The organism is Streptomyces sp. S3(2020) (assembly GCF_013044505.1).
GTDB lineage: Bacteria > Actinomycetota > Actinomycetes > Streptomycetales > Streptomycetaceae > Streptomyces.
In genome coordinates this window covers 46448-66304 of sequence record NZ_JABERD010000031.1, presented here as the reverse complement: position 1 = coordinate 66304, position 19857 = coordinate 46448, and the positions used below count along the sequence as shown (strand labels likewise).

The 19857-nt window shown below is 70.4% G+C and carries 19 protein-coding genes; 11 read left to right on the top strand and 8 right to left on the bottom strand.

Annotation, left to right across the window (positions count from 1 at the left end):
• Positions 1-242: 242 nt before the first annotated feature.
• Positions 243-518 carry a hypothetical protein gene (locus HLK59_RS13355; RefSeq protein ID WP_171141601.1) on the bottom strand — a complete coding sequence of 92 codons (276 nt, stop codon included), beginning with the start codon at positions 516-518 and terminating at the stop codon, positions 243-245.
• A 182-nt stretch (positions 519-700) separates the two neighbouring features.
• Between HLK59_RS13355 and HLK59_RS13350 the strand changes: the two genes are divergently transcribed.
• Together HLK59_RS13350 and HLK59_RS13345 are read left to right on the top strand one after the other, a co-directional pair.
• Positions 701-1861: a pyridoxal phosphate-dependent aminotransferase gene (locus tag HLK59_RS13350; protein ID WP_171141600.1), complete on the top strand. Its 1161-nt coding sequence runs from the start codon at positions 701-703 to the stop codon at positions 1859-1861.
• Between the two features lie 230 nt (positions 1862-2091).
• Entirely contained in the window at positions 2092-3144 is a 1053-nt protein-coding gene (locus HLK59_RS13345) for a mannosyltransferase family protein (RefSeq protein WP_346779722.1), read from the top strand.
• Between the two features lie 10 nt (positions 3145-3154).
• On the opposite strand, the gene HLK59_RS13340 is transcribed toward HLK59_RS13345, so the two are convergent.
• On the bottom strand, positions 3155-3685 hold the full coding sequence (locus HLK59_RS13340) for a YbjN domain-containing protein (protein WP_171141598.1): 531 nt from the start codon (positions 3683-3685) through the stop codon (positions 3155-3157).
• Positions 3686-3812: 127 nt separating this feature from the next.
• Here HLK59_RS13340 and HLK59_RS51930 point away from each other — a divergent pair, with 127 nt between their 5' ends.
• On the top strand, positions 3813-3944 hold the full coding sequence (locus HLK59_RS51930; RefSeq protein WP_277349473.1) for a hypothetical protein: 132 nt from the start codon (positions 3813-3815) through the stop codon (positions 3942-3944).
• A 39-nt stretch (positions 3945-3983) separates the two neighbouring features.
• Here the strand turns inward: HLK59_RS51930 and clpB are convergent, their stop codons facing one another.
• Entirely contained in the window at positions 3984-6581 is a 2598-nt protein-coding gene (clpB, locus tag HLK59_RS13335) for an ATP-dependent chaperone ClpB (protein WP_171141597.1), read from the bottom strand.
• 120 nt (positions 6582-6701) lie between these two features.
• Here clpB and HLK59_RS13330 point away from each other — a divergent pair, with 120 nt between their 5' ends.
• Positions 6702-7139 carry a TIGR03618 family F420-dependent PPOX class oxidoreductase gene (locus HLK59_RS13330; protein ID WP_171141596.1) on the top strand — a complete coding sequence of 146 codons (438 nt, stop codon included), beginning with the start codon at positions 6702-6704 and terminating at the stop codon, positions 7137-7139.
• Positions 7140-7291: 152 nt separating this feature from the next.
• Here the strand turns inward: HLK59_RS13330 and HLK59_RS13325 are convergent, their stop codons facing one another.
• Positions 7292-7627 (bottom strand): hypothetical protein, encoded by a 336-nt coding sequence (locus HLK59_RS13325; protein ID WP_171141595.1) that lies wholly within the window; start codon positions 7625-7627, stop codon positions 7292-7294.
• The gene (locus tag HLK59_RS13320; protein WP_240982370.1) at positions 7624-7848 is read right to left on the bottom strand and encodes a hypothetical protein; all 225 of its coding nucleotides are present in this window, start codon (positions 7846-7848) and stop codon (positions 7624-7626) included. Before HLK59_RS13320 ends, HLK59_RS13325 begins: the two co-directional genes overlap by 4 nt.
• Positions 7849-8029: 181 nt before the next feature.
• Here HLK59_RS13320 and HLK59_RS13315 point away from each other — a divergent pair, with 181 nt between their 5' ends.
• Both HLK59_RS13315 and HLK59_RS13310 read left to right on the top strand, forming a co-directional pair.
• A complete protein-coding gene (locus HLK59_RS13315) occupies positions 8030-8983 on the top strand; it encodes a helix-turn-helix transcriptional regulator (protein WP_240982374.1) in 954 nt (317 codons plus the stop codon).
• A complete protein-coding gene (locus HLK59_RS13310) occupies positions 8980-9960 on the top strand; it encodes a helix-turn-helix transcriptional regulator (protein WP_171141592.1) in 981 nt (326 codons plus the stop codon). Before HLK59_RS13315 ends, HLK59_RS13310 begins: the two co-directional genes overlap by 4 nt.
• Here HLK59_RS13310 and HLK59_RS13305 read toward each other — a convergent pair.
• Positions 9923-10960, bottom strand: coding sequence for a helix-turn-helix transcriptional regulator (locus HLK59_RS13305; protein WP_171141591.1), 1038 nt, complete (start codon positions 10958-10960; stop codon positions 9923-9925). The two genes, HLK59_RS13310 and HLK59_RS13305, sit on opposite strands and share 38 nt — an antisense overlap.
• A 310-nt stretch (positions 10961-11270) precedes the next feature.
• Here HLK59_RS13305 and HLK59_RS13300 point away from each other — a divergent pair, with 310 nt between their 5' ends.
• Genes HLK59_RS13300 through HLK59_RS13290 form a run of 3 tightly spaced genes read left to right on the top strand, consistent with a single transcriptional unit; the run spans position 11271 to position 14588 of the window.
• The gene (locus HLK59_RS13300) at positions 11271-12815 is read left to right on the top strand and encodes a circularly permuted type 2 ATP-grasp protein (RefSeq protein WP_171141590.1); all 1545 of its coding nucleotides are present in this window, start codon (positions 11271-11273) and stop codon (positions 12813-12815) included.
• The gene (locus tag HLK59_RS13295) at positions 12812-13744 is read left to right on the top strand and encodes an alpha-E domain-containing protein (protein WP_171141589.1); all 933 of its coding nucleotides are present in this window, start codon (positions 12812-12814) and stop codon (positions 13742-13744) included. The genes HLK59_RS13300 and HLK59_RS13295 overlap by 4 nt, the downstream gene beginning before the upstream one ends.
• Position 13745: 1 nt before the next feature.
• Positions 13746-14588 carry a transglutaminase family protein gene (locus HLK59_RS13290; RefSeq protein ID WP_171141588.1) on the top strand — a complete coding sequence of 281 codons (843 nt, stop codon included), beginning with the start codon at positions 13746-13748 and terminating at the stop codon, positions 14586-14588.
• 57 nt (positions 14589-14645) lie between these two features.
• On the opposite strand, the gene HLK59_RS13285 is transcribed toward HLK59_RS13290, so the two are convergent.
• Complete coding sequence (locus HLK59_RS13285) at positions 14646-16088, bottom strand: hypothetical protein (protein ID WP_171141587.1); 1443 nt, start codon at positions 16086-16088, stop codon at positions 14646-14648.
• Between the two features lie 138 nt (positions 16089-16226).
• Here HLK59_RS13285 and HLK59_RS13280 point away from each other — a divergent pair, with 138 nt between their 5' ends.
• Complete coding sequence (locus HLK59_RS13280; protein ID WP_171141586.1) at positions 16227-16778, top strand: DUF4352 domain-containing protein; 552 nt, start codon at positions 16227-16229, stop codon at positions 16776-16778.
• Position 16779: 1 nt separating this feature from the next.
• On the opposite strand, the gene HLK59_RS13275 is transcribed toward HLK59_RS13280, so the two are convergent.
• Positions 16780-17886 (bottom strand): substrate-binding domain-containing protein, encoded by a 1107-nt coding sequence (locus HLK59_RS13275; RefSeq protein ID WP_171141585.1) that lies wholly within the window; start codon positions 17884-17886, stop codon positions 16780-16782.
• A gap of 259 nt (positions 17887-18145) precedes the next feature.
• Here HLK59_RS13275 and HLK59_RS13270 point away from each other — a divergent pair, with 259 nt between their 5' ends.
• On the top strand, positions 18146-19843 hold the full coding sequence (locus HLK59_RS13270) for a fibronectin type III domain-containing protein (protein WP_171141584.1): 1698 nt from the start codon (positions 18146-18148) through the stop codon (positions 19841-19843).
• Positions 19844-19857 lie beyond the last annotated feature (14 nt).

Sequence of the window (19857 nt, the reverse complement as noted above, 5' to 3'; positions counted from 1 at the left end):
TCGCCCAGGCAGCTGAGTGCCACCCGCGTCTCGGTCACCCTCAGCTTCCTGCGCGCCGAGGTCAGCCTCGACATCCGCGCCGCCGCCCGCGGCTTCGCCCCCCCCGCCGTCCCCGGCCTCACCGGCCGCCGCCCCGCTGCCGGCGTCCGGCCCCCACGATCGCCATCAGGAGCAGACCCGCGAACACGACCAGCACGATGATCCCGAGAGCCATGGACATGACGTCCCCCTCCTTCCGCGGCTCAGCTGCCGCCGCCGCAGCCGCCCCCGCCGCAGGAGGACCCGCCTCCGCAGGACGAGCTGCTGCCGCAGGAGGAGCCGGACGAACCGCACGACGAGCCGACGCCTCCGCTCGCCCCGCCGCCGGCCCACCAGCTGCCACTGCTGTCACCGCTACGGCGGCGGCGCCCCCGCGCCGCGGCCCGGTCCTTCGCGGCCGCCTTGTCCTCCCGGAGGCTGAGGCGTACGACCACGACGACGAGTACTGCGGCAATCGCCAGGATGATGCCGAGAACCATGGCGTCACCCTCCTTCCATGTCCCCCGAGGCGACCCCCCGTGGGCGCCTCGCGTTGTGCGTGCGATGGAGATGCCCCCGTGTCTCACCAGCCAAAGCAGAGTTGAGCGAATCCAGAGCTTGGGCGCAGGATGGCCGGGGTGACCGGGACGGCCGGTGACACGCGCGAGGAGTTGGCGAGGACATGGGCGACAGGGCGCTGCTGAACCGCAGGCTGGACGGATTCGGCACGACGATCTTCGCGGAGATGTCGGCACTGGCCGTACGGACCGGGGCGATCAATCTCGGGCAGGGTTTCCCGGACACCGACGGCCCCGAGGCCGTACGGGAGGCGGCCGTGCGGGCGCTGCGCGAGGGCCGGGGCAACCAGTACCCGCCGGGGCCCGGCGTCCCCGAGCTGCGCACGGCCGTCGCCGACCACCAGCGCCGCTTCTACGGCCTGGACTTCGACCCCGACACGGAGGTCCTGGTCACCGCGGGCGCGACGGAGGCCATCGCCGCGACCATGCTCGCGCTGCTGGAGCCGGGCGACGAGGTGATCGCCTTCGAGCCGTACTACGACTCCTACGCGGCCTGCATCAGCATGGCCGGCGCCACCCGTGTCCCGCTGACCCTGCGTGCCCCCGACTTCCGCCCGGACCTCGACGCGCTCCGGGACGCGGTGACCGACCGCACCCGGCTGCTGCTGCTCAACTCCCCGCACAACCCGACCGGCATGGTGCTCACCCGCGAGGAGCTGACGGCCATCGCCGAGCTCGCGGTCGAGCGGGATCTGCTCGTGGTGACCGACGAGGTGTACGAGCACCTGACCTACGACGACGCCGAGCACATCCCGCTCATCTCGCTGCCGGGGATGCGTGACCGTACGGTCTCCATCTCCTCCGCGGGCAAGACCTTCTCCTTCACCGGCTGGAAGGTCGGCTGGATCACCGCGTCCGCGCCGCTGATCGCCGCCGTCCGTACGGCGAAGCAGTTCCTGACGTATGTGTCGTCGGGGCCGTTCCAGTACGCGATCGCGGAGGCGCTGCGGCTGCCGGACAGCTATTTCACCGGCTTCCGGGAGGAGCTGCGCGCCAAGCGCGACATCCTGTCCGAGGGGCTCACGGCGGCGGGCTTCGAGGTCTTCCGGCCGCAGGGCACGTACTTCATCACCACCGACATCGCCGCCCTCGGCGAGAAGGACGCCCTCGCCTTCTGCCGCGGCCTGCCGGAGCGGTCCGGTGTGGTCGCCGTCCCCAACTCGGTCTTCTACGACGACAAGGAGGCGGGCCGCAGCCAGGTCCGCTTCGCGTTCTGCAAGCGTGACGAGGTACTGCGGGACGCCGCGGCCCGCCTTCAGCGCTGAGGACGGAGCCGGCGCCGGGCGCGGTGAATCCGTGCCCGGCCGCGCGCGCGATGCTCGCTTATGACCGCTTTCCCCTGCAATGTGCGGGTGTGACTCACGCCAGTACCCTCGCACCGCACGCCGTCGCACACACCGGCACCGCCGGACGGGCCGCCCCGCGCGCGCCCCTCGCGGCGACGCTCGGTACGGCTCTCGGCCTGTTCGCGCTCGCCCGGCTCACCGGCGTCGCCGTGCTCGCCGCGACCGCCTGGGCCACCGGGCACCGGCCGCTCACACTGCTCGGGCGGTCCTGGGACTCCCGGTGGTACCTGGGGATCGCCGAGCACGGCTACGGCCGCGCCCTGCACCTCCGCCCGGACCTGGTCTTCAGCGACCTGGCCTTCTTCCCGCTGTACCCGGCGCTGGTCCGGGCGGTGACCGCGGTGAGCCCGCTGAGCGGCGGCGCGGCGGGCCTGCTGGTCTCCTGGACCGCCGCCGCGGTCGCCGCCACCGGCCTCTACGTGCTCGGCGCCCGTCTGCACGGCCGGGCCGTCGCCGCCGCCCTCGTACTGCTCTGGGGCCTGCTGCCGCACTCGGTCGTGCTGTCGATGGCGTACACCGAGCCCCTGCTGACCGCGTTCGCCGCCTGGTCGCTGTACGCCGTGCTCACCGGCCGCTGGCTGTGGGCGGGCACGCTCGCCGCGCTGGCGGGCCTTGCCCGGCCGAACGGGTTCGCGGTCGCGGCGGCGGTGCTGGTGACGGCGGTGTACGAGATCTGGAGGCGGCGCGGAAAAGTTACCCACAGGCTGTGGACGGGTGTCGCGCTCGCCCCGCTCGGCTGGTGCGGGTACGTGCTGTGGGTCGGGCACCGCGAGGGCGACCTGCTCGGCGGCTACTTCGAGGTGCAGCGCCTGTGGGGCTCACGCTTCGACTTCGGCCGGGGCTCCCTGCGCTCCGTGCGCCATCTGCTGCTCCAGGGCGACCGGCTGGTCTCCCCCATGGCGCTGCTGATCGTCGCGGCGGCGGTCGTCCTGTACGCGCTGCTGCTGGCCGACCGCGCCCCGCTGCCCCTGCTGGCCTACAGCGGCGTACTCCTGCTGATCACGCTCGGCGGCTCGGGGTTCTTCGAGTCGAAGCCCCGCTTCCTGCTCCCCGCCTTCCCGCTCCTGCTGCCGCTCGCGCGGGCGCTGGTGCGGACGGCGAGAGCCCGGCCCTGGCACGCGGCCGTGATGGCCTGTGCCCTGGCCGGGCTCTCGTTCGGCTACGGCGCGTATCTGGTCGTACTCGCCGACACGCCCCTGTAGTCGCCGGGGTCTATTCGTCGTCCTCGGGCTTCTCCGAGTCGTTGACCTCCGATTCGAGGCCGAGCTGCTCGATGAGCCACTTGTCGAACTCGATGGCGGCCCGCACCCAGCTGACCGTCGAGGAGACGAAGTGCTCCAGGCTGACGCCGGTGCCGATCAGCATCTGCGCCTCACCGATCAGACGGACGGTGCCGTCGTCATGGGTGTGCGTGTAGACCTTGGGCCACAGGGTGCGGCGGTTCCAGTCGTCGATCGACTCCAGCAGCTGCGGCTTCTCGTCGATCTGGTGGGGCCGGTCGTAGAACGTCCGCACCGAGAAGACCTGCTGGTCACCCTCGCCACGGAACATGAAGTACGTACGGAACTGCTCCCACGGCGCGGCGAGGTCACCCTCTTCGTCGACGACGTACTTCAGCTCCATCTGTTCGAGGAGCTGCTTCACGAGGTCCTGATCCGGGACGACGGGACCCGCCGGTCCTTGGGGCTGCGGCTCGGGCTGCTGGCCCCCGAAGTTCGGAATCGAGGACGGATCGATGGTCACCGTGAATTTCCCTTCGTACGGATTCCGCCATCCTCCCCCATACGGGGAGGGGCGTGGCAACCCCGACGGGTACTGTCAGCCGTCAGCTGACAGGAACCGGTCGGCGGGACGCGAAGGGGCGGGGCACATGGCGATGGCACATGGCGGCGAAACGGCGGGACGTACCAGGTGGGGAGTGGTGGCCGCCATTCTGGGACTGCCCGCGCTGCTGCTGTTCGGCTTCGTCGCGATGATGGCGGCCTGGGTGCTGGTCGGATGACACAGGGGGCCCTTCGCGGGCCCCCTGCCCCTTACGGCCTCAGAGCGTCTTGCCCGTCGCCGGTCCGACGATCAGGCCGTCGCCGAAGGCGTCCACCCGGACCGTGTCGCCGTCCTTGACCTCGCCGGAGAGGATCTCCTTGGCGAGGCGGTCGCCGATGGCGGTCTGGACCAGGCGGCGCAGCGGCCGGGCACCGTACGCCGGGTCGTTGCCCTCGTCGGCGAGCCAGGCCAGGGCCTCCTCGGTGACCTCCAGGGTGAGACGGCGTTCCGCGAGACGCCTGGCCAGCCGGTCGATCTGGAGGCGGGCGATCCGGCCCAGCTCCTCCTTGTTCAGGGCCGAGAAGACGACCAGGTCGTCAAGGCGGTTGAGGAACTCCGGCTTGAAGCTGGTCCGCACCACCTCAAGGACCTGTTCCTTCTTCTCCGTCTCACTCGTCATCGGGTCGACCAGGAACTGGCTGCCGAGGTTCGACGTCAGCACCAGGATGGTGTTGCGGAAGTCGACGGTACGGCCCTGACCGTCCGTCAGGCGCCCGTCGTCCAGCACCTGGAGCAGGATGTCGAAGACCTCCGGGTGCGCCTTCTCCACCTCGTCGAGCAGCACCACGCTGTAGGGCCGCCTGCGGACGGCTTCCGTCAGCTGGCCGCCCTCCTCGTAGCCGACGTAGCCGGGCGGCGCGCCGACGAGACGGGCGACGCTGTGCTTCTCGCCGTACTCGCTCATGTCGATGCGGATCATCGCCCGCTCGTCGTCGAAGAGGAAGTCGGCGAGCGCCTTGGCGAGTTCGGTCTTGCCGACGCCCGTGGGTCCCAGGAAGAGGAAGGAGCCGGTGGGGCGGTCCGGGTCGGCGATGCCGGCCCGGGTACGGCGTACGGCGTCGGAGACCGCCCGCACCGCCTCCGCCTGGCCGATCAGCCGGCGCCCCAACTCCTCCTCCATGCGCAGGAGTTTCTGTGTCTCGCCCTCCAGGAGGCGGCCGGCGGGAATGCCGGTCCAGGCGGCGACGACGTCGGCGATGTCGTCGGAGCCGACCTCCTCCTTGACCATGGTGTCCTTGGCGGCCACCTGCTCGGCCTGGGAGGCTTCCTCCAGGTCCCTCTCCAGGGTGGGGATCTCGCCGTACAGCAGCTTGCTGGCGGTGTCGAAGTCGCCGTCGCGCTGGGCGCGTTCGGCCTGGCCGCGCAGATCGTCGAGGCGTTCCTTCAGCTCACCGACGCGGTTGAGGGACTGCTTCTCCTTCTCCCAGCGGGCGGTCAGCCCCCGCAACTCCTCCTCCTTGTCGGCGAGATCACGGCGCAGCCGCTCCAGACGCTCACGGGAGGCCGGATCGGTCTCCTTCTCCAGGGCGAGCTCCTCCATCTTCAACCGGTCGACGGAGCGCTGGAGTTCGTCGATCTCCACGGGTGAGGAGTCGATCTCCATGCGGAGCCGGGAGGCGGACTCGTCGACGAGGTCGATGGCCTTGTCGGGGAGGAAGCGGGAGGTGATGTACCGGTCGGAGAGGGTCGCGGCGGCGACGAGGGCGGCGTCGGCGATCTGGACCTTGTGGTGGGCCTCGTAGCGGCCCTTGAGTCCGCGCAGGATCGCGATGGTGTCCTCGACCGTCGGCTCGGCGACCAGCACCTGCTGGAAGCGGCGCTCCAGGGCCGGGTCCTTCTCGATCCGCTCCCGGTACTCGTCCAGCGTGGTCGCGCCGACCATGCGCAGCTCACCGCGGGCGAGCATCGGCTTGAGCATGTTGCCGGCGTCCATGGCGGAGTCACCGCCGGCCCCGGCGCCCACGACGGTGTGCAGTTCGTCGATGAAGGTGACGATCTGCCCGTCGGAGGCCTTGATCTCGGCGAGGACGGTCTTGAGCCGCTCCTCGAACTCACCGCGGTACTTGGCCCCGGCGACCATGGCGCCCAGGTCGAGGGCGACGAGCCGCTTGTTCTTGAGGGACTCGGGCACGTCCCCCTTCACGATCCGCTGGGCGAGCCCCTCGACGACGGCGGTCTTGCCGACGCCCGGCTCACCGATGAGGACGGGGTTGTTCTTGGTACGCCGGGACAGCACCTGCACGACCCGCCGGATCTCCTGGTCGCGCCCGATGACGGGGTCGAGCTTGCCCTCGCGGGCCGCGGCGGTGAAATCCGTACCGAACTTCTCCAGGGCCTTGTACTGCCCCTCCGGATCGGCTGTGGTCACCCGGCGCCCTCCCCTGGCCTTCTGGAACGCCTCCTGCAACTTCCTGGCGTTCGCCCCTTGCGAGGAGAGTACGTCCGCGGCCTGGCCGCCCTTCGCGGCGATGCCGATGAGGAGGTGCTCGGTGGAGAGGTACTCGTCGCCGAGGTCCTTGGCGCGGGCGCCGGCGTCGGCGACGACGGCGTGCAGGTCACGGCTGGGCTGCGGGGGCGCGACGGTGGACCCGGTCACGCTGGGGAGCCCGGCGAGGATCTTCTCCGCACCGGCCCGCACGGCGGCCTGGTCGGCCTCGACGGCGGCAAGAAGATCGACAAGGTTCTCGTTGTCCTGGCCCTGGAGCAGAGCGAGGAGCAGGTGAGCAGGGGTGAGATCGGCGTGCCCCTCGGCGGCGGCCCGCTTCTCGGCCGCGTTGATCGCGTCCCGGCTCCGGTTGGTCAGCTCGGCATCCACGTGTCCGTACTCCTCCTCGGTGTCGACTCTCCCTGGACTGACTCAGTCAACGTACACAAAGTTGAGTCTATTCCACTCAAGGTGGCGTTCGGGAGGCCTGGAGGGACTAACTTCCGGGCTATGACGACACCCGCGCCGACTCCCACCACGCCGCACCACCAGAACCTCGCGGCCCTCGACGAGCCGTATCTCAGCTTCTGGCGGGAGCGGCACCTGTGCACGCTGACGACCCTGCGCCCGGACGGCAGCCCCCATGTCGTGCCGGTCGGAGTGACATACGAGCCCGAGAGCGGACTTGCTCGGGTGATCACGAGCGGATCGAGCAAGAAGGCGCGGAACGTGCTGGCGGCCGGGCCGGAGGGGGCGCGGGTGGCGGTGTGCCAGACGGCGGGCCGGCGATGGGCCACGCTGGAGGGGCGGGCGTACGTCCGCACGGAGCCGGAGCGGGTCGCGGAGGCGGTGCGGCGCTACGCGCAGCGCTACGAGCGGGAGCCGCGGCCGAATCCCGCGCGGGTGGTGATCGAGATCGAGGTGACGCGGGCGCTCGGTCACGGGTGAGGACGCGGAAGCGATCTTTTTCGGCCAGTGATCGATTGGGTGGATACCCGGAAATGTCCCCAGAAACTGCAGCGGCGTCACCGTGTTCAGGTCACGGTGACGCCGCTGCGGGGGGAAGCACCTGCGCGATCTGTTACGACGGGGGAATCGCGTCAGGCACTGCGGGGGGTGGCTGGGATGGCCCGTGTGGTGGGGGATTCCGGTTCCACCAGCCGATGGTCTCGTTGGTCAAGATTCACAAAGATCATTCCGTACCGAATGGCACACCGCACTGGCTGCGGCGCCCCCCGAGGCCGCCGCAGACACCGGTACGCCCGCAGGTCCTCGTCCTCGTCCCGCGTGACCACGACCGGCTCACCGAACACGGTCACCATCAACGAGTCACCGGCGTGGGGGATCGCGGTGACCAGGTCGATGAAGTGCCAGCCGGAGCGGTAGGCCGTGGCCATTTCGCGTCGGAAGGAGCGGTCGTCGGGGGGAGTGGTCATGACTCCACAGCCCACGTGCTGTCGTCCGTGCCCCAGGTGCTGTCCGCCGGTTTGTCGGCCGCGACAATCACCCACGTGCTGTCCCCGGTCGCCGCGGCCGACACCGTCGTCCCGCTCCAGGTACTGTCCTGCGCGCTGTCGCCCTTCGTCCCCGCAAGGCCGCTCAGCACTCCGATGGCCACGACGGTGGAGAAGGCGGCGGCAAGCACCGAGCGAAGCATTCTCTTATGCATAGTCGGCTTCGTCCTCATTTGAAGGTCACCTCTCCCCCGCTGAATAAGACGATGGCCCATTCGGGCACGTCATGGCCACACAATCGATGCATCATGTTCCTGCACGTTCAGGACCCTGGGGGGTGGAGATTTGACGATAAACGAGACTAAGCGGACACATCCTCATGCGCTGACTGAGCTGTGCGAGGAGGGTCGCCGTCTTTATGCGAACGCTCTCCGCACGGGACGCATCGCCCGTGCGGATGTGGAGCCTGCTCCCTGCCTGATGGAGTTCACCCTCCTGCATCCCGACCCCGACGACGCCAACTGGCTGCGCCCGGTACCCCCCTCCATCGCCCTGGCCCAGCGTCTCAATCCGATCGAGCACGAGATCACCCAGCGCCGGCGGCACTCGATCGAGCTCGCCGATGCTTTCGAGCCGTTCATGGCCCTCAGCGCCCAGGCGACGGCGACCACGCACTCGATCACCGTGCTGGAGGGCATCGAGCGGATCAACGCGGCACTCGATCTGGCCACCGCTCAGTGCCAGACGGAGATGCTCACGGTCCAGCCGATGCGCCGCCGTCTGGAACACACCCTCTCCCAGGGACTGGAGCGCGACCGGCCCCTGGTCGAGCGGGGCTGCCGCATCCGGACCCTCTACCAGCACCCCGCGCGCTACAGCCCCGAGACGCTGGCCTACGTCGCCCAGTTCGCCGACGGCAAGGTGGAGTACCGCACCATCGACGAACTCGTCGAGCGGCTGATCATCTGCGACGAGACGGTGGCCTTCATCCCCACCCGCGACGACGGGGAGGTCGCCCTCGAACTCCGCCACCCCGGACTCGTCCGCTACCTGATCAAGGTCTTCGAGTTCATGTGGGGCCGCGCGGTACCGCTGAGCGCCGGCGCCCCCTACGAGACGGCACCCGACGGGATCACGGAGATCCAGCACTCCATCGCCAAGCTGCTCGTCGAGGGCCATGTGGACGAGGCGATCGCCCGCCGCCTCGGCATGAACGTCCGCACCTGCCGCGCCCATATCGCCAAGCTGGCCACCGCGCTGGGCAGCGGAAGCCGGGCGCAACTCGGCTACCTCATCGCGGAATCAGGCATCCTCAAACAGGAGGGAGTCCTGGAGTGATCCCGCCTCCACACTCCGAACACGGTGTGGACGAACTGTGTGCCACGGGACTCGAGCTCTACGAACGCGCTCTGCGCGAGGGCCGGGTGAGTGGTACCGACATCAGCGCGGCACCCTGTCTCGTCGACCTCGGGCTGCTGCACCCCGCCGTCACGGACCCGACCCGTCTGGAGCCCGCCGACCCGGCGATCGCCATGCACCGCCTGCTGCGCACCTCGGCGGAACGCATCGCCGACGAACGCCGGCGCGAGCTGCTGCTGGCCGAGACCTTCGCGCCGCTCCTGCGTCTCGACGGACGGCGCAACACGGCCTCGGACCTGCCCGGCATCAGTGTCCTCAGCGGGATAGCCCGGATCAACGAGGCCATCACCACCGCCATGGCCGACGCCTCCCACGAACTGCTCGCCATCCAGCCCTACGACGGCCGCAGCCCGGCCGCCCGGCTGGCCGCGAGCCTGGGCCGCGACCAGGCGCTGCTCGACCGCGGCGGCCGCATCCGCACCCTCTACCAGCACACCCAGCGCCATTCGCCCGCCGTGATCGCCCGCTACGAGCAACTGGACGGCGACGCCGAGGCGCGCACCCTGGACCAGGTCACCGAGCGGCTCGTCGTGGTCGACGGCACCATCGCCTTCATCCCCGCCAACAAGGACCGCACCCTGGCCCTCGAAGTCCGCCATCCGGTGCTGATCCACCACTTCGTCATCACCTTCGACCGCCTCTGGCACATGGCCACCCCCATGTACCCGCAGGCCGCCCCGCAGCCCGCTCCGGGCGGTGTCACGCCCCGCCAGCGCACCATCGCCGCCCTCCTCGTCGAGGGCCACACCGACGCCGTCATAGCCGACCGCCTCGGCCTGAACATCCGCACCGCCCGCGAGCACATCGCCAAACTCGCCTCCACCCTCGGCAGCGAGAGCCGGGCCCAGCTCGGCTATCTCATCGGACGGTCGGGGATCCTTGATCAGGGATCGTGAGGCCGGCGACCTCCGCGGCGCGGGCCGGGCCGTCCAGGCCCACCTGGGCGATACGGACGCCCAGTTGGGTGCGGCTGGCCGCGCCCAGGGTCTCCGACAGCCGGGCGATATGGGCCCGGCAGGTACGCACGCTTATCCCCAGGCGCTCCGCGATCACCGCGTCCTGGTGGCCCTCCGCCAGGAGCGCCGCGATGGACTGCTCGCGGTGCGAGATGCCCTCGATGCCCGTGTCGGGGAGCGGGGCCGTCAGCGGGATGGCCAGCCGCCACAGCCGCTCGAAGACCGTCGCGAGGAAGCCGACCAGGGCCGGGTGGCGCAGCTCCAGGGCGAGGGTGCGGTCCGGGCTCGCCGGGATGAAGGCGACCGTGCGGTCGAAGAGGATCAGCCGGTCGATGACCTCGTCGAGGGTCCTGGCCTCCACCGCCTCGCCCATCAGCTCCAGGTAGTTCAGAAGGCCCTGGCCGTGCCGCGCCACATGCGTGTAGAGGTCCCGCATCCGCACGCCCCGGCCGCGTAGCGCCAGCGCCCGGTGCAGACCCTCCGTCAGCTCGTGCTCGGGACGGATACCGCCCGGCTGCACGGTCAGGACCTCCGTCGTGCACGCCTCCGTCGCCGCGTCCATCGCGGCCTGGATCCGGGAGAGGCCGTCCAGGACCCGGATCGAGGAGCCCTCCGCGGCCGAGGAGCGCTGCTGCGGCGCCAGTCCGGCGTACCACTCGAAGGCGGCCACCGCCGAGCCCATCCGCCGCTGACTCGCGCTCACCTCGTCGTGGACCCCGCGCAGCAGCCGTGTCATGACCTCCTGAGGGGAGGTCGGCACGAGCCAGTCCATGTCGTCGGGGTCCGGGTGCAGCAGCGCCAGCTCCAGCAGACAGGGAACCGGCTCGGCGTCCTCGCGGGGCACGCGTCCGCGCCGTACGGCCCGGGAATACACGCGATCCCCGGCCTCGCACAGTCGGTCAGCACCGTGTGGGTGCTCGTCCGTCCCGTGCCCGGCCATCGCCCAGCCCACCCCCGCATCCAGCCTCTTGTGCCCGGCGTGCGCGCGCTCGTGGCACGGACACACCCCTACGGGTCCGCAACTATGCGCGGACCGGTCCTGCTCCGCAACACGGCTCCGTCCACTGTGACCGAGGGAAACCACCTGTATGCACCTGATTATCCGCGCCTCCGCCCGTCGAGTTGCAACAAGCTGATGCCCGTGGGCCGTACCCACAGAAGGCCTCCGCAAAAGGAATCCCGCTCTCCGCGTGCGCTGCCCGAAATGCGCGGGTGATCACCGCGTTACGTATCGCCTCTAACGTCCCCTCATGGCGGACATATTTGACGCGTACGCGTTGGCCGACGCGTGGGACGAGATGTTTGTGCGGCCGGGTGAGGTCAGGACCGCCTATGAGCCGGTGCTGGCGGCCCTTCAGCCGATCGAGCCGAGTGAACTGCGCTTCCGCGCCGACCAGATGGCCCGGGCCTTCACCGACCGGGGCGTGACCTACGCCTTCGCGGGCGAGGAGCGGCCCTGGCCGCTGGACCTCGTGCCCAGGATCCTGGACGGCCTCGAATGGGATCTCGTACAACGCGGGGTGAGTCAGCGGGTGCGGGCCCTGGAGGCGTATCTCGCCGACGCCTACGGGCACTGCCGGGCCTTCGAGGACGGTGTGGTGCCCTGGCGCCTCCTTCTCAACTCCCCCCATTTCCACCGGGCCGCCCACGGGGTCGAGCCACCCGGCGGTGTCCGGATCCATGTCGCCGGGATCGATCTCGTACGGGACGAGGCCGGGGACTTCCGGGTGCTGGAGGACAACGTACGGGTGCCCAGCGGGGTTTCGTACGTCATCGAGAACCGCAGGGCCATGACCCGGGTCTTCCCCTCCCTCTTCGCCGAGCAGCACGTCCTGCCCGTCGACGGTTACGGGCAGCGGCTCCTCGCCACGCTGCGGGCCGCCGCCCCCGGGGGCACCCAGGATCCCCGGGTCGTCGTGCTCACCCCCGGGCCCAGCAACGCGGCCTACTTCGAACACGCCCTGCTGGCCCGGCTGATGGGCGTGCAGCTCGTCGAGGGGCACGACCTGGTGTGCCGCAACAACCGGGTGTGGATGCGCACCACCCGCGGCGAGGTGCCCGTCCATGTCGTATACCGGCGTCTCGACGACGACTTCCTCGACCCGCTGCACTTCAGGCCCGACTCGGTGATCGGCTGCCCGGGGATCATGGGCGCGGCCATGGCGGGCCACGTCACCCTCGCCAACGCCGTGGGCAACGGCATCGCCGACGACAAGCTGCTCTACACCTACGTCCCCGACCTGATCCGGTACTACCTCGGCGAGGAGCCCGTGCTCCCCAACGTCGAGTCCTTCCGGCCCGACGAGCCGGGGCAGTTGGACGCCGTCCTCGACCAGATCGACCAGCTCGTCATCAAGCCCGTCGACGGGGCCGGCGGCCAGGGCATCGTCATCGGGCCCAAGGCGGACAAGGCGACCCTGGAGAAGACCAGGAAGGCCGTCATCGCCGACCCGCGCGGCTACATCGCCCAGCGGCCCGTCGCCCTGTCCACCTCCCCCACCCTCGCCGGCGAGCGCATGGCACCCCGCCACATCGACCTCAGGCCCTTCGCCGTCAACGACGGCGACGACATCTGGGTCCTGCCCGGCGGTCTCACCCGCGTCGCCCTCCAGGAGGGCAACCTGATCGTCAACTCCAGCCAGGGCGGCGGCTCCAAGGACACCTGGGTCCTCGCCGAGGGCCCGGCGGAGACACCCGAGCCGGTGAGCCCCGGGACACTGCCGGACGTCGCCCCGCGCCAGCTGGGACCCGACGGCACCCCCACCGTCGTACAGGAAGGAGCGCAGCAGCAGTGAGCGACGTGATCCTCTCCCGGATAGCCGAGGCGCTGACCTGGACCGGGCGGTATGTCGAGCGGGCGGACGCCACCGGGCGCATCCTCGACGCGTATCTGCACCGCATGCTGGAGGACCCCTGGCGCGACGAGGACGCGGCCTGCCGGTCGCTGTACGCGATCCTCGGCGTCGACGCCGGCGACCAGCGCGTCGACATGCAGCAGGTCCTCGACCAGCTCGCCTTCGACGCCCGCTCGACCTGCTCGATCGAGGGCGCGCTGGGCGCGGCGCGGCTGAACGCCCGCAGCGCCCGTGAGGCCGTCTCCTCCGAGATGTGGGAGTGCCTCAACTCGACCTGGCACGCGCTCGCCGACCGGCGGCGCGCGGCCCGGCGGACGGGCCCCTACGCCTATCTGGAGCTGGTACGCGCGCGTGCCGCGCTGTTCTTCGGGCTCGCCGACTCCACGATGAGCCGGGACGACAGCTGGCGGTTCGTGGTCCTCGGCCGCAGCCTGGAGCGGGTGGACATGACCGTACGGCTGCTGTCCGTGCGGGTCCTGGACGCCGCGCACGCGCCCGACTGGACGACGCTGCTGAGCGCGTCCGGCGCCGACGAGGCGTACGCGCGCGTGCACAGCGGTTTCGGCGACAGCGCGCGGGTGGCCGAGTTCCTGCTCCTGGACCGGGGCTTCCCGCGCTCGGCACTGCACGCGCTGACCACCGCTGAGGAGTGCCTCAGCGCCCTCGGCCGCCCCCGCCAGGACCCGGCGCGACGCCCGATCGGCCGGCTGCGCACCCGCCTGGAGTACCTCGACTCGCACGCCCTCCAGGATCAGCTTCCGGCTCTGCTGGGCGACTTGCAGCAGGCCTGCATGGCCTCGGCGGAGGCGGTGGCGGAGCGGTTCTTCCCGTACCAGGGGCCCGTCGAGTGGGCCCAGGAAGGAGCCTGACATGACCAGTCGCCTCCGTATCCGGCACATCACCCGCGTCTCGTACGCCCAGGCCGCCGTCTCCTCGCACAACGAGGTCCGGATGACCCCGCTGACGCTGCCGGGGCAGACCACGCTGGACTCCCGGGTCACCGTCACCCCGGCCACCGCGACCTGGTCGTACTGGGACTACTGGGGCACCCAGGTCACCGGTTTCGACCTGATGGACCCCCACGCGGACCTCACCATCACGGCCTCCAGCCTGGTCGAGACGTCCCCGCCGGAACCCCTGCCGACCGCCCCCGACTGGGAGCGGGTGGCCGAACGGACCGTGAACTCCCGCCTGTTGGAGTTCGCCGGCCCCACAGGCCGTACGACCGTCCCCGCGAAGCTCGTGAAGAAGGCGCGCAAGGCCGCGGCGGGCCTCGACCCGCACGAGGCCGCCGTCGCCGTCTCCGCCCTGGTCGCCGACCGGGTCTCCTACCTCCCCGGCGCCACGAGCGTGAACACCTCCGCCGCCGAGGCCTGGGAGCAGGGCGCCGGTGTCTGCCAGGACATCACCCATCTCACCCTGGGCCTGCTGCGGGGTGTGGGCCTGCCCGCGCGGTACGTCTCCGGCTATCTCCACCCCGAGCGGGAGGCGGAGCTGCACCGGCCGGTCGCGGGCCAGAGCCATGCCTGGATCGAGTACTGGGCGGGCGACTGGTGCGGCTACGACCCGACCAACCGGACCCGGGCCGCCGAGTCGCACGTGGTCGTGGGGCGCGGCCGGGACTACGACGACGTGACACCCCACAAGGGCATCTACCGGGGTGTGCCCGGCGGACCGCCGGAGGTGACGGTGGAGTTCACGCGGGTGGCGTGAACGGGAGGGGCGGGGCCGGGTGGTAGTGCCCGGCCCCGCCCCTCCCCCTCGGCGCGACTACGCCGGTGCGAAGACGAAGAAGCCGTCCTCCGTGGCCAGATACCCGTACCCGGTCCGCGCGTTCACGTCCGGGACGGCGGTCAGGTCCTTCGCGAGCACCTTGCGGGTCTTGACGTCCACGGCCAGCTCGCCGTCACCCGTGCTGCCGTACAGCACCTCGCCGTTGCCGGAGAAGCGGATCGGGTCGAGCGCGTTCTCGCCCTCCTCCTGGGCCCACAGACGGCTGCCGTCGGCCGTCTTCCAGAGCGCCGTGCCGTCGAAGCCGGTGTCGAACTCGCTCTTGTCCAGGGCGGCGAGCGAGCCGTCGGCCGAGTACACGACGAGCTGCCCGCCCTCGTAGGACGCGGTCAGGGCGCCGCTCGCCAGGTCGTACCAGGCGTAGACCTGGGGGGCGGGGCTGAGGCCGATGTCCTTCTTCCAGGCGACCAGGAGCTTGCCGTCGCTGACCTTCACGACCCGGATCGTGCGGTCCCTCGGCTCGCCGTCGTCGAGGACGACCCCCTTGGGCACCTCGGCGTCGGCGGAGGACCAGACCTGCTTGCCGGTGGTCAGGTCGTTGAGGGTGACGTCGGAGGGGTCGTAGTCGTAGTTGCCGGCCGCCTCGAAGCCCGGGTAGTAGCCGCCCGCGATCACCGGGGCGAAGGTCTTGTCGCCGCTCGCGATGCCCGTCTCGGCGTCGAAGTCGCACTCGGCGTCGTCGTCGCCGTTGCAGGGGACCGTGCGGGCGGTGCCGCCGCCGACCGGGGTGAGGGTCACGGCCCCGTCGGCCGCGGCGACCGCGTAACCGGCGACGACGTGGCCGAACCCGTAGCCGGACGTCTCGCCCAGCTTCGTGCCGTCGACGGAGTACAGGGTCGCCGAGGTGGTCGTCTCCTCCTGGGTCAGACCGTCGGACTCCTTCGTCGCGGACGTGCCGACGGCGATCGCCGGGGCGCCGTCCTTCCAGGTGACGCCCTCGACCGACTGCGCGGTCACGCCGAGGGTCTTGGTGACCGCGCCGGTCCTGACGTCCCGGAACTCCAGCGTGACCTTCTGCGCCTCGTCGGAGGAGAACAGGACGCGGTTGACGTCGTCGGGCTCGCCGTCCACGGTGGCGTCGGTGAGGTATTCGCCGCTCGCGTCCCTGGCGAACAGCAGGACCGCGCCGAGGTCGAGGACACCGAGCTCGGGGTTGTCCGTGGGCAGGCTCCAGGCGGCCTTCCGCGCGTAGCCGGGCAGGGCGGCGCCCTGGTACGCCGGGCCGCTCGCCACCGGCTTCCCGGAGGGCTTCTCGCCGCCGTCGGCGGCGGACTCGGTGCCGTCGCCGCCGCCGCAGCCCGTCAGCAGCGCCATGGACAGCGACAGCCCGACGACCGCGGCACGCGTGCGCACGCGGCGCCCCTTGATGGGCGGCGTGTTCGTGAGCGGCAGGTTCATGGGCAGCAGGGTCGTGACCGGCATGTTCTTCCCCCGTGTTCGAGACATGACAGCCCGGCATCCTAGACCAGTTCTTGATCTTGCCCTTGCCACCCACAGCCCCCGCGGGCCGAAGCGCCCAGAACGTTCACTTCTCCCCACCCGGGGCGCACAATCGCCCGTATGCCGACAGCGCGCCTGCTCCGTCGTACGGTCCCCGTGCTCGCCCTGCTGCTCCTCGCCGGCTGCGGGGGCGGGGACTCCGGCGGGTCGCCGCCGTCCTCCGCGTCCCCCTCCCAGAGCCCCTCACGGGCGTACAAGGACGGGCATCTCACCTTCACCGTCCTGTCGTTGCACTGCGGCATCACCGGGGTGACCGGATCGCACGCCGACGCGCCGCCGCAGGGGCAGTTCTGCGCCGCCCGGCTGCGGGTGGAGAACCGGGACCCGAACTACCACGTCTACGAGTCGGCCCGGCAGCGCCTCGCGGGCGTCACCGGCGTCCGGGCCCGGCCCGACTCCTTCGCGATGGCGGTGCGGCGCCAGTCGGACACGGTGAAGCTCGGCGGCCACACCCTGATGGAGGTCGAGCTCTGGTACGACGTCCCCAAGGACGCCGAGGTCACCGGCCTGCGCGTCTCGGGGGACAACGACCCGTCCAGCTTCACCAGCACCGTGCCGATCGGACGGGCGCCGAACGGGGTGCTGGTGCCGGTGAAGCCGGTCCCGGGCTGACCTACTTGAGCTTGATCGCCGCGCAGGCCGCCGCGTACTTGGCGGTGCAGATCTGGTCCACGGTGTAGATGCCGTCGGCGACGACCGTGCTCTTGATGTTCGCCTGCGTGAGCGCGGACACGGTCACCAGCTGCGCCGGGATGCCCTTGTCGGTGGGGCTGTCGACGGAGTCCTGGGTGAGGGAGTCGAACAGGATGTCCTTGCCCTGGACCTTGGCCACGGCCATCTCCGCGGCGGCCTCGGCCTCCAGCGGGTAGGACTTGTACACGCTCATGTACTGCTCGCCGGTGACGATCCGCTGCACGGCGCTCAGTTCCGCGTCCTGGCCGGTGATCGGCGGCAGGTCGGTGATGCCCGCCTCCTCCATGGCCTCGATGGCGGTCTCGGCCATGGCGTCGTTGGCGGAGTAGACGGCGGCGATGTTGTCCTTGCCGATCGACTTGATCGCCTCGGCCATGTCCTTCTTGGCGATCTCCGGCTTCCAGCCGTCGACGTCGTACGTCTCGGAGATCGTCACCTTGCCGTTGATCTCGGAGAGCGCGCCCGCCTTGAACTGGCCCGCGTTCGGGTCGGAGGGCGAGCCGTTGATCATCACGATCTTGTCGGAGGTGTCGATGTCCGAGCCCAGCGACTCCACGAGGGTGCGGCCCTGCACCTCGCCGACGAGTTCGTTGTCGAAGGAGACGTACGCGTCGATGGGGCCCTCGGCGAGACGGTCGTAGGCGATGACGGGGATGCCCGCGTCCTTCGCCTTCTTCACCGTGGACGCGATCTTCTTGGAGTCCACGGCGTCCAGCAGGATGACGTCGACCTTGTCGGAGATCATCTTCTCCATCTGGGTCGCCTGCTTGGCCGCGTCGGCCTCGCCGTTGGCGTAGACCGTATTGCCCTTCTTGTCGGTGAGCTCGGCGACCTTCTTCTGGATGATCGGGTAGTCGAACTCCTCGTACCGCGAGTTCGTCCGCTCCGGCATCAGCACACCCACGGTGACGTCGTCGCCCTTGGTCGGAGTCGCGTCCGCACTGTCCCCCGAGACTCCCAGCGCCCCGCAGGCGGAGAGCGAGAGGGCCATCGATGACACGGCCACGCATATGGCGGTACGACGCATTGGGGAGCTCACTTCTGGTGCCTTCCGGACGTGGGCGCATATTGCACACCCAGCTGACGGAAGCCAACGCGGCCTTCACGAATCCGTCAAGAAGCAACCGTCAAATGAGATAGCAACGTTAACGCGTGTAGCTTCCGTGTAGATCCGTGGCCTCAGGACACCCCACGCACCGGCAAAGACAGCACAACCAACGCGGTTCCTCGCGAGTCGTGATCACGACGGCCCACGCCCGCCGTTCCCACTCCGCTCAGAGGACCGCATGAACCCAGCCAGACGTACGACGGCCCTGGCCTCCACCGCCGTCGTGCTCGCCACCGCGGGCACCCTGCTCACCGCCCTGCCGGCGGCCGCCGCGACGACCTGTGCCTCGCCGGTCTTCACACGGCAGTTCTTCGCGAACACCGCCTTCTCCGGCACCCCGAAGAAGACGGACTGCGACAGCGCCGTCGACCAGACCTGGTCCGGCGCCCCCGCGTCCGGCCTGCCGTCGAACAACTTCGGCGTGCGGTGGACGGTGACGAGGGACTTCGGCTCCGGCGGCCCGTTCACGTTCTCCGCCTCCGGCCTCGACGGCATCCGCGTCTACCTCGACCCCGGCACCGACAACGCCCGCAAGATCGACCTGTGGAAGAACACCTCCACCACGGTGAGCAAGAGCGTCAACGTCACCGTCCCCAAGGGCAAGCACACCCTCCGGATCGACTACGTCAACTGGACCGGCTCCGCCAAGGTCAAGTTCGGCTACACGCCCCGCACCTCCGCCACCGCCGACAAGGTCAAGCCCCTTGCCCCGACCGGGACTTCCGTCGCCTACGACTCCACGACCGGCAAGGCCAAGCTGACCTGGGCGAAGAACAAGGAGATGGACCTCGCCGGGTACAAGGTCTACCGGCGGCTCAAAGGCGACGACATCTGGAAGAAGCTGACCACGACCACGGCCGGCTCGTACACGGACGCTCCGCCCACGACCGGCGCGACCTACTACTACGAGATCCGCTCCTACGACAGGGCCGGCAACGAGTCCGCCGGCAGCGTTGACAAGCCCGTCACCACGGCCGACAGAACCGCTCCCGTGATACCCACCGGGGTCGGCGTCGCCGACGGTCAGCCGGGGGTCACGGTGTCCTGGAACGCGGTCGCGGGGGCGGCGGAGTACCTCGTGCACCGGCGCTGGGAGACCGACGGCCAGGACGAACCGGTGGTGCAGGTGGCCAGGGTGAGCGGCGCGTCATGGCTCGACACCAAGGTCGAGGACCGCCTCATGTACAGCTACTGGGTCACCGCGGTCGACACCGCCGGAAACAGGTCCGCCAGGTCCACGTCCACCATCGCCGAAAGGGGCGACTGGGCACCGTCCGCGCCTACCGGCCTCACCGCCACGACACAGGCGGGCACCGGCGTCACGCTGTCCTGGAAGGCGCCCACCAGCCCCGTCACGCGCGACATCGGCCTTTTCCGGGTCTACCGCGACGGCCTGCTCGTCGACGAGGTCGGCGCCACGAAGACCTCGTACACGGACTCGGGCGTCCAGCAGGGCGCCTCGTACACATACACGGTCACAGCCGTGGACACCCAGGACCAGGAATCCGCCCCGTCGGCCCCGGTCACCGGTACCGCACCCGCCTCAGGTCTCGCCCCGGCCGCCGTCGGCGGTCTGCGCGGCGAAATCAACGGCACCGACATCGAACTCGCCTGGCAGCGCAGCGCCGAGGAGGACGTCGACCACTACGAGGTCCACCGGGGTGTTCTGGTCGACGGCGGCTGGCAGTACGAACTGTGGGGCGAGGTCCGGCAGTCCTGGGTGGACGAGCCGACTCTGTACTACTCCCACGAGATCTACGCCCCCCAGGGCGAGACCGTCCGCTGGGCAGTCGTCGCCGTGGACGAAGGTGGCAACTCCCGTCTCACCAGCGGCGAGGACTTCTCCTACATCACGGTCACCGAGCCCGTCGCGTAGCGAAGGGGCCCGGA

Excerpts from the sequence above, each read along its gene's own strand:
- HLK59_RS13355 (WP_171141601.1), bottom strand. The coding sequence starts at position 518 with ATGGTTCTCGGCATCATCCTGGCGATTGCCGCAGTACTCGTCGTCGTG.
- HLK59_RS13350 (WP_171141600.1), top strand. The coding sequence starts at position 701 with ATGGGCGACAGGGCGCTGCTGAACCGCAGGCTGGACGGATTCGGCACG.
- HLK59_RS51930 (WP_277349473.1), top strand. The coding sequence starts at position 3,813 with ATGGCGATGGCACATGGCGGCGAAACGGCGGGACGTACCAGGTGGGGA.
- HLK59_RS13330 (WP_171141596.1), top strand. The coding sequence starts at position 6,702 with ATGACGACACCCGCGCCGACTCCCACCACGCCGCACCACCAGAACCTC.
- HLK59_RS13325 (WP_171141595.1), bottom strand. The coding sequence starts at position 7,627 with ATGACCACTCCCCCCGACGACCGCTCCTTCCGACGCGAAATGGCCACG.
- HLK59_RS13320 (WP_240982370.1), bottom strand. The coding sequence starts at position 7,848 with ATGCTTCGCTCGGTGCTTGCCGCCGCCTTCTCCACCGTCGTGGCCATC.
- HLK59_RS13305 (WP_171141591.1), bottom strand. The coding sequence starts at position 10,960 with ATGGCCGGGCACGGGACGGACGAGCACCCACACGGTGCTGACCGACTG.
- HLK59_RS13300 (WP_171141590.1), top strand. The coding sequence starts at position 11,271 with ATGGCGGACATATTTGACGCGTACGCGTTGGCCGACGCGTGGGACGAG.
- HLK59_RS13290 (WP_171141588.1), top strand. The coding sequence starts at position 13,746 with ATGACCAGTCGCCTCCGTATCCGGCACATCACCCGCGTCTCGTACGCC.
- HLK59_RS13285 (WP_171141587.1), bottom strand. The coding sequence starts at position 16,088 with ATGCCGGTCACGACCCTGCTGCCCATGAACCTGCCGCTCACGAACACG.
- HLK59_RS13280 (WP_171141586.1), top strand. The coding sequence starts at position 16,227 with ATGCCGACAGCGCGCCTGCTCCGTCGTACGGTCCCCGTGCTCGCCCTG.
- HLK59_RS13275 (WP_171141585.1), bottom strand. The coding sequence starts at position 17,886 with ATGCGTCGTACCGCCATATGCGTGGCCGTGTCATCGATGGCCCTCTCG.
- HLK59_RS13270 (WP_171141584.1), top strand. The coding sequence starts at position 18,146 with ATGAACCCAGCCAGACGTACGACGGCCCTGGCCTCCACCGCCGTCGTG.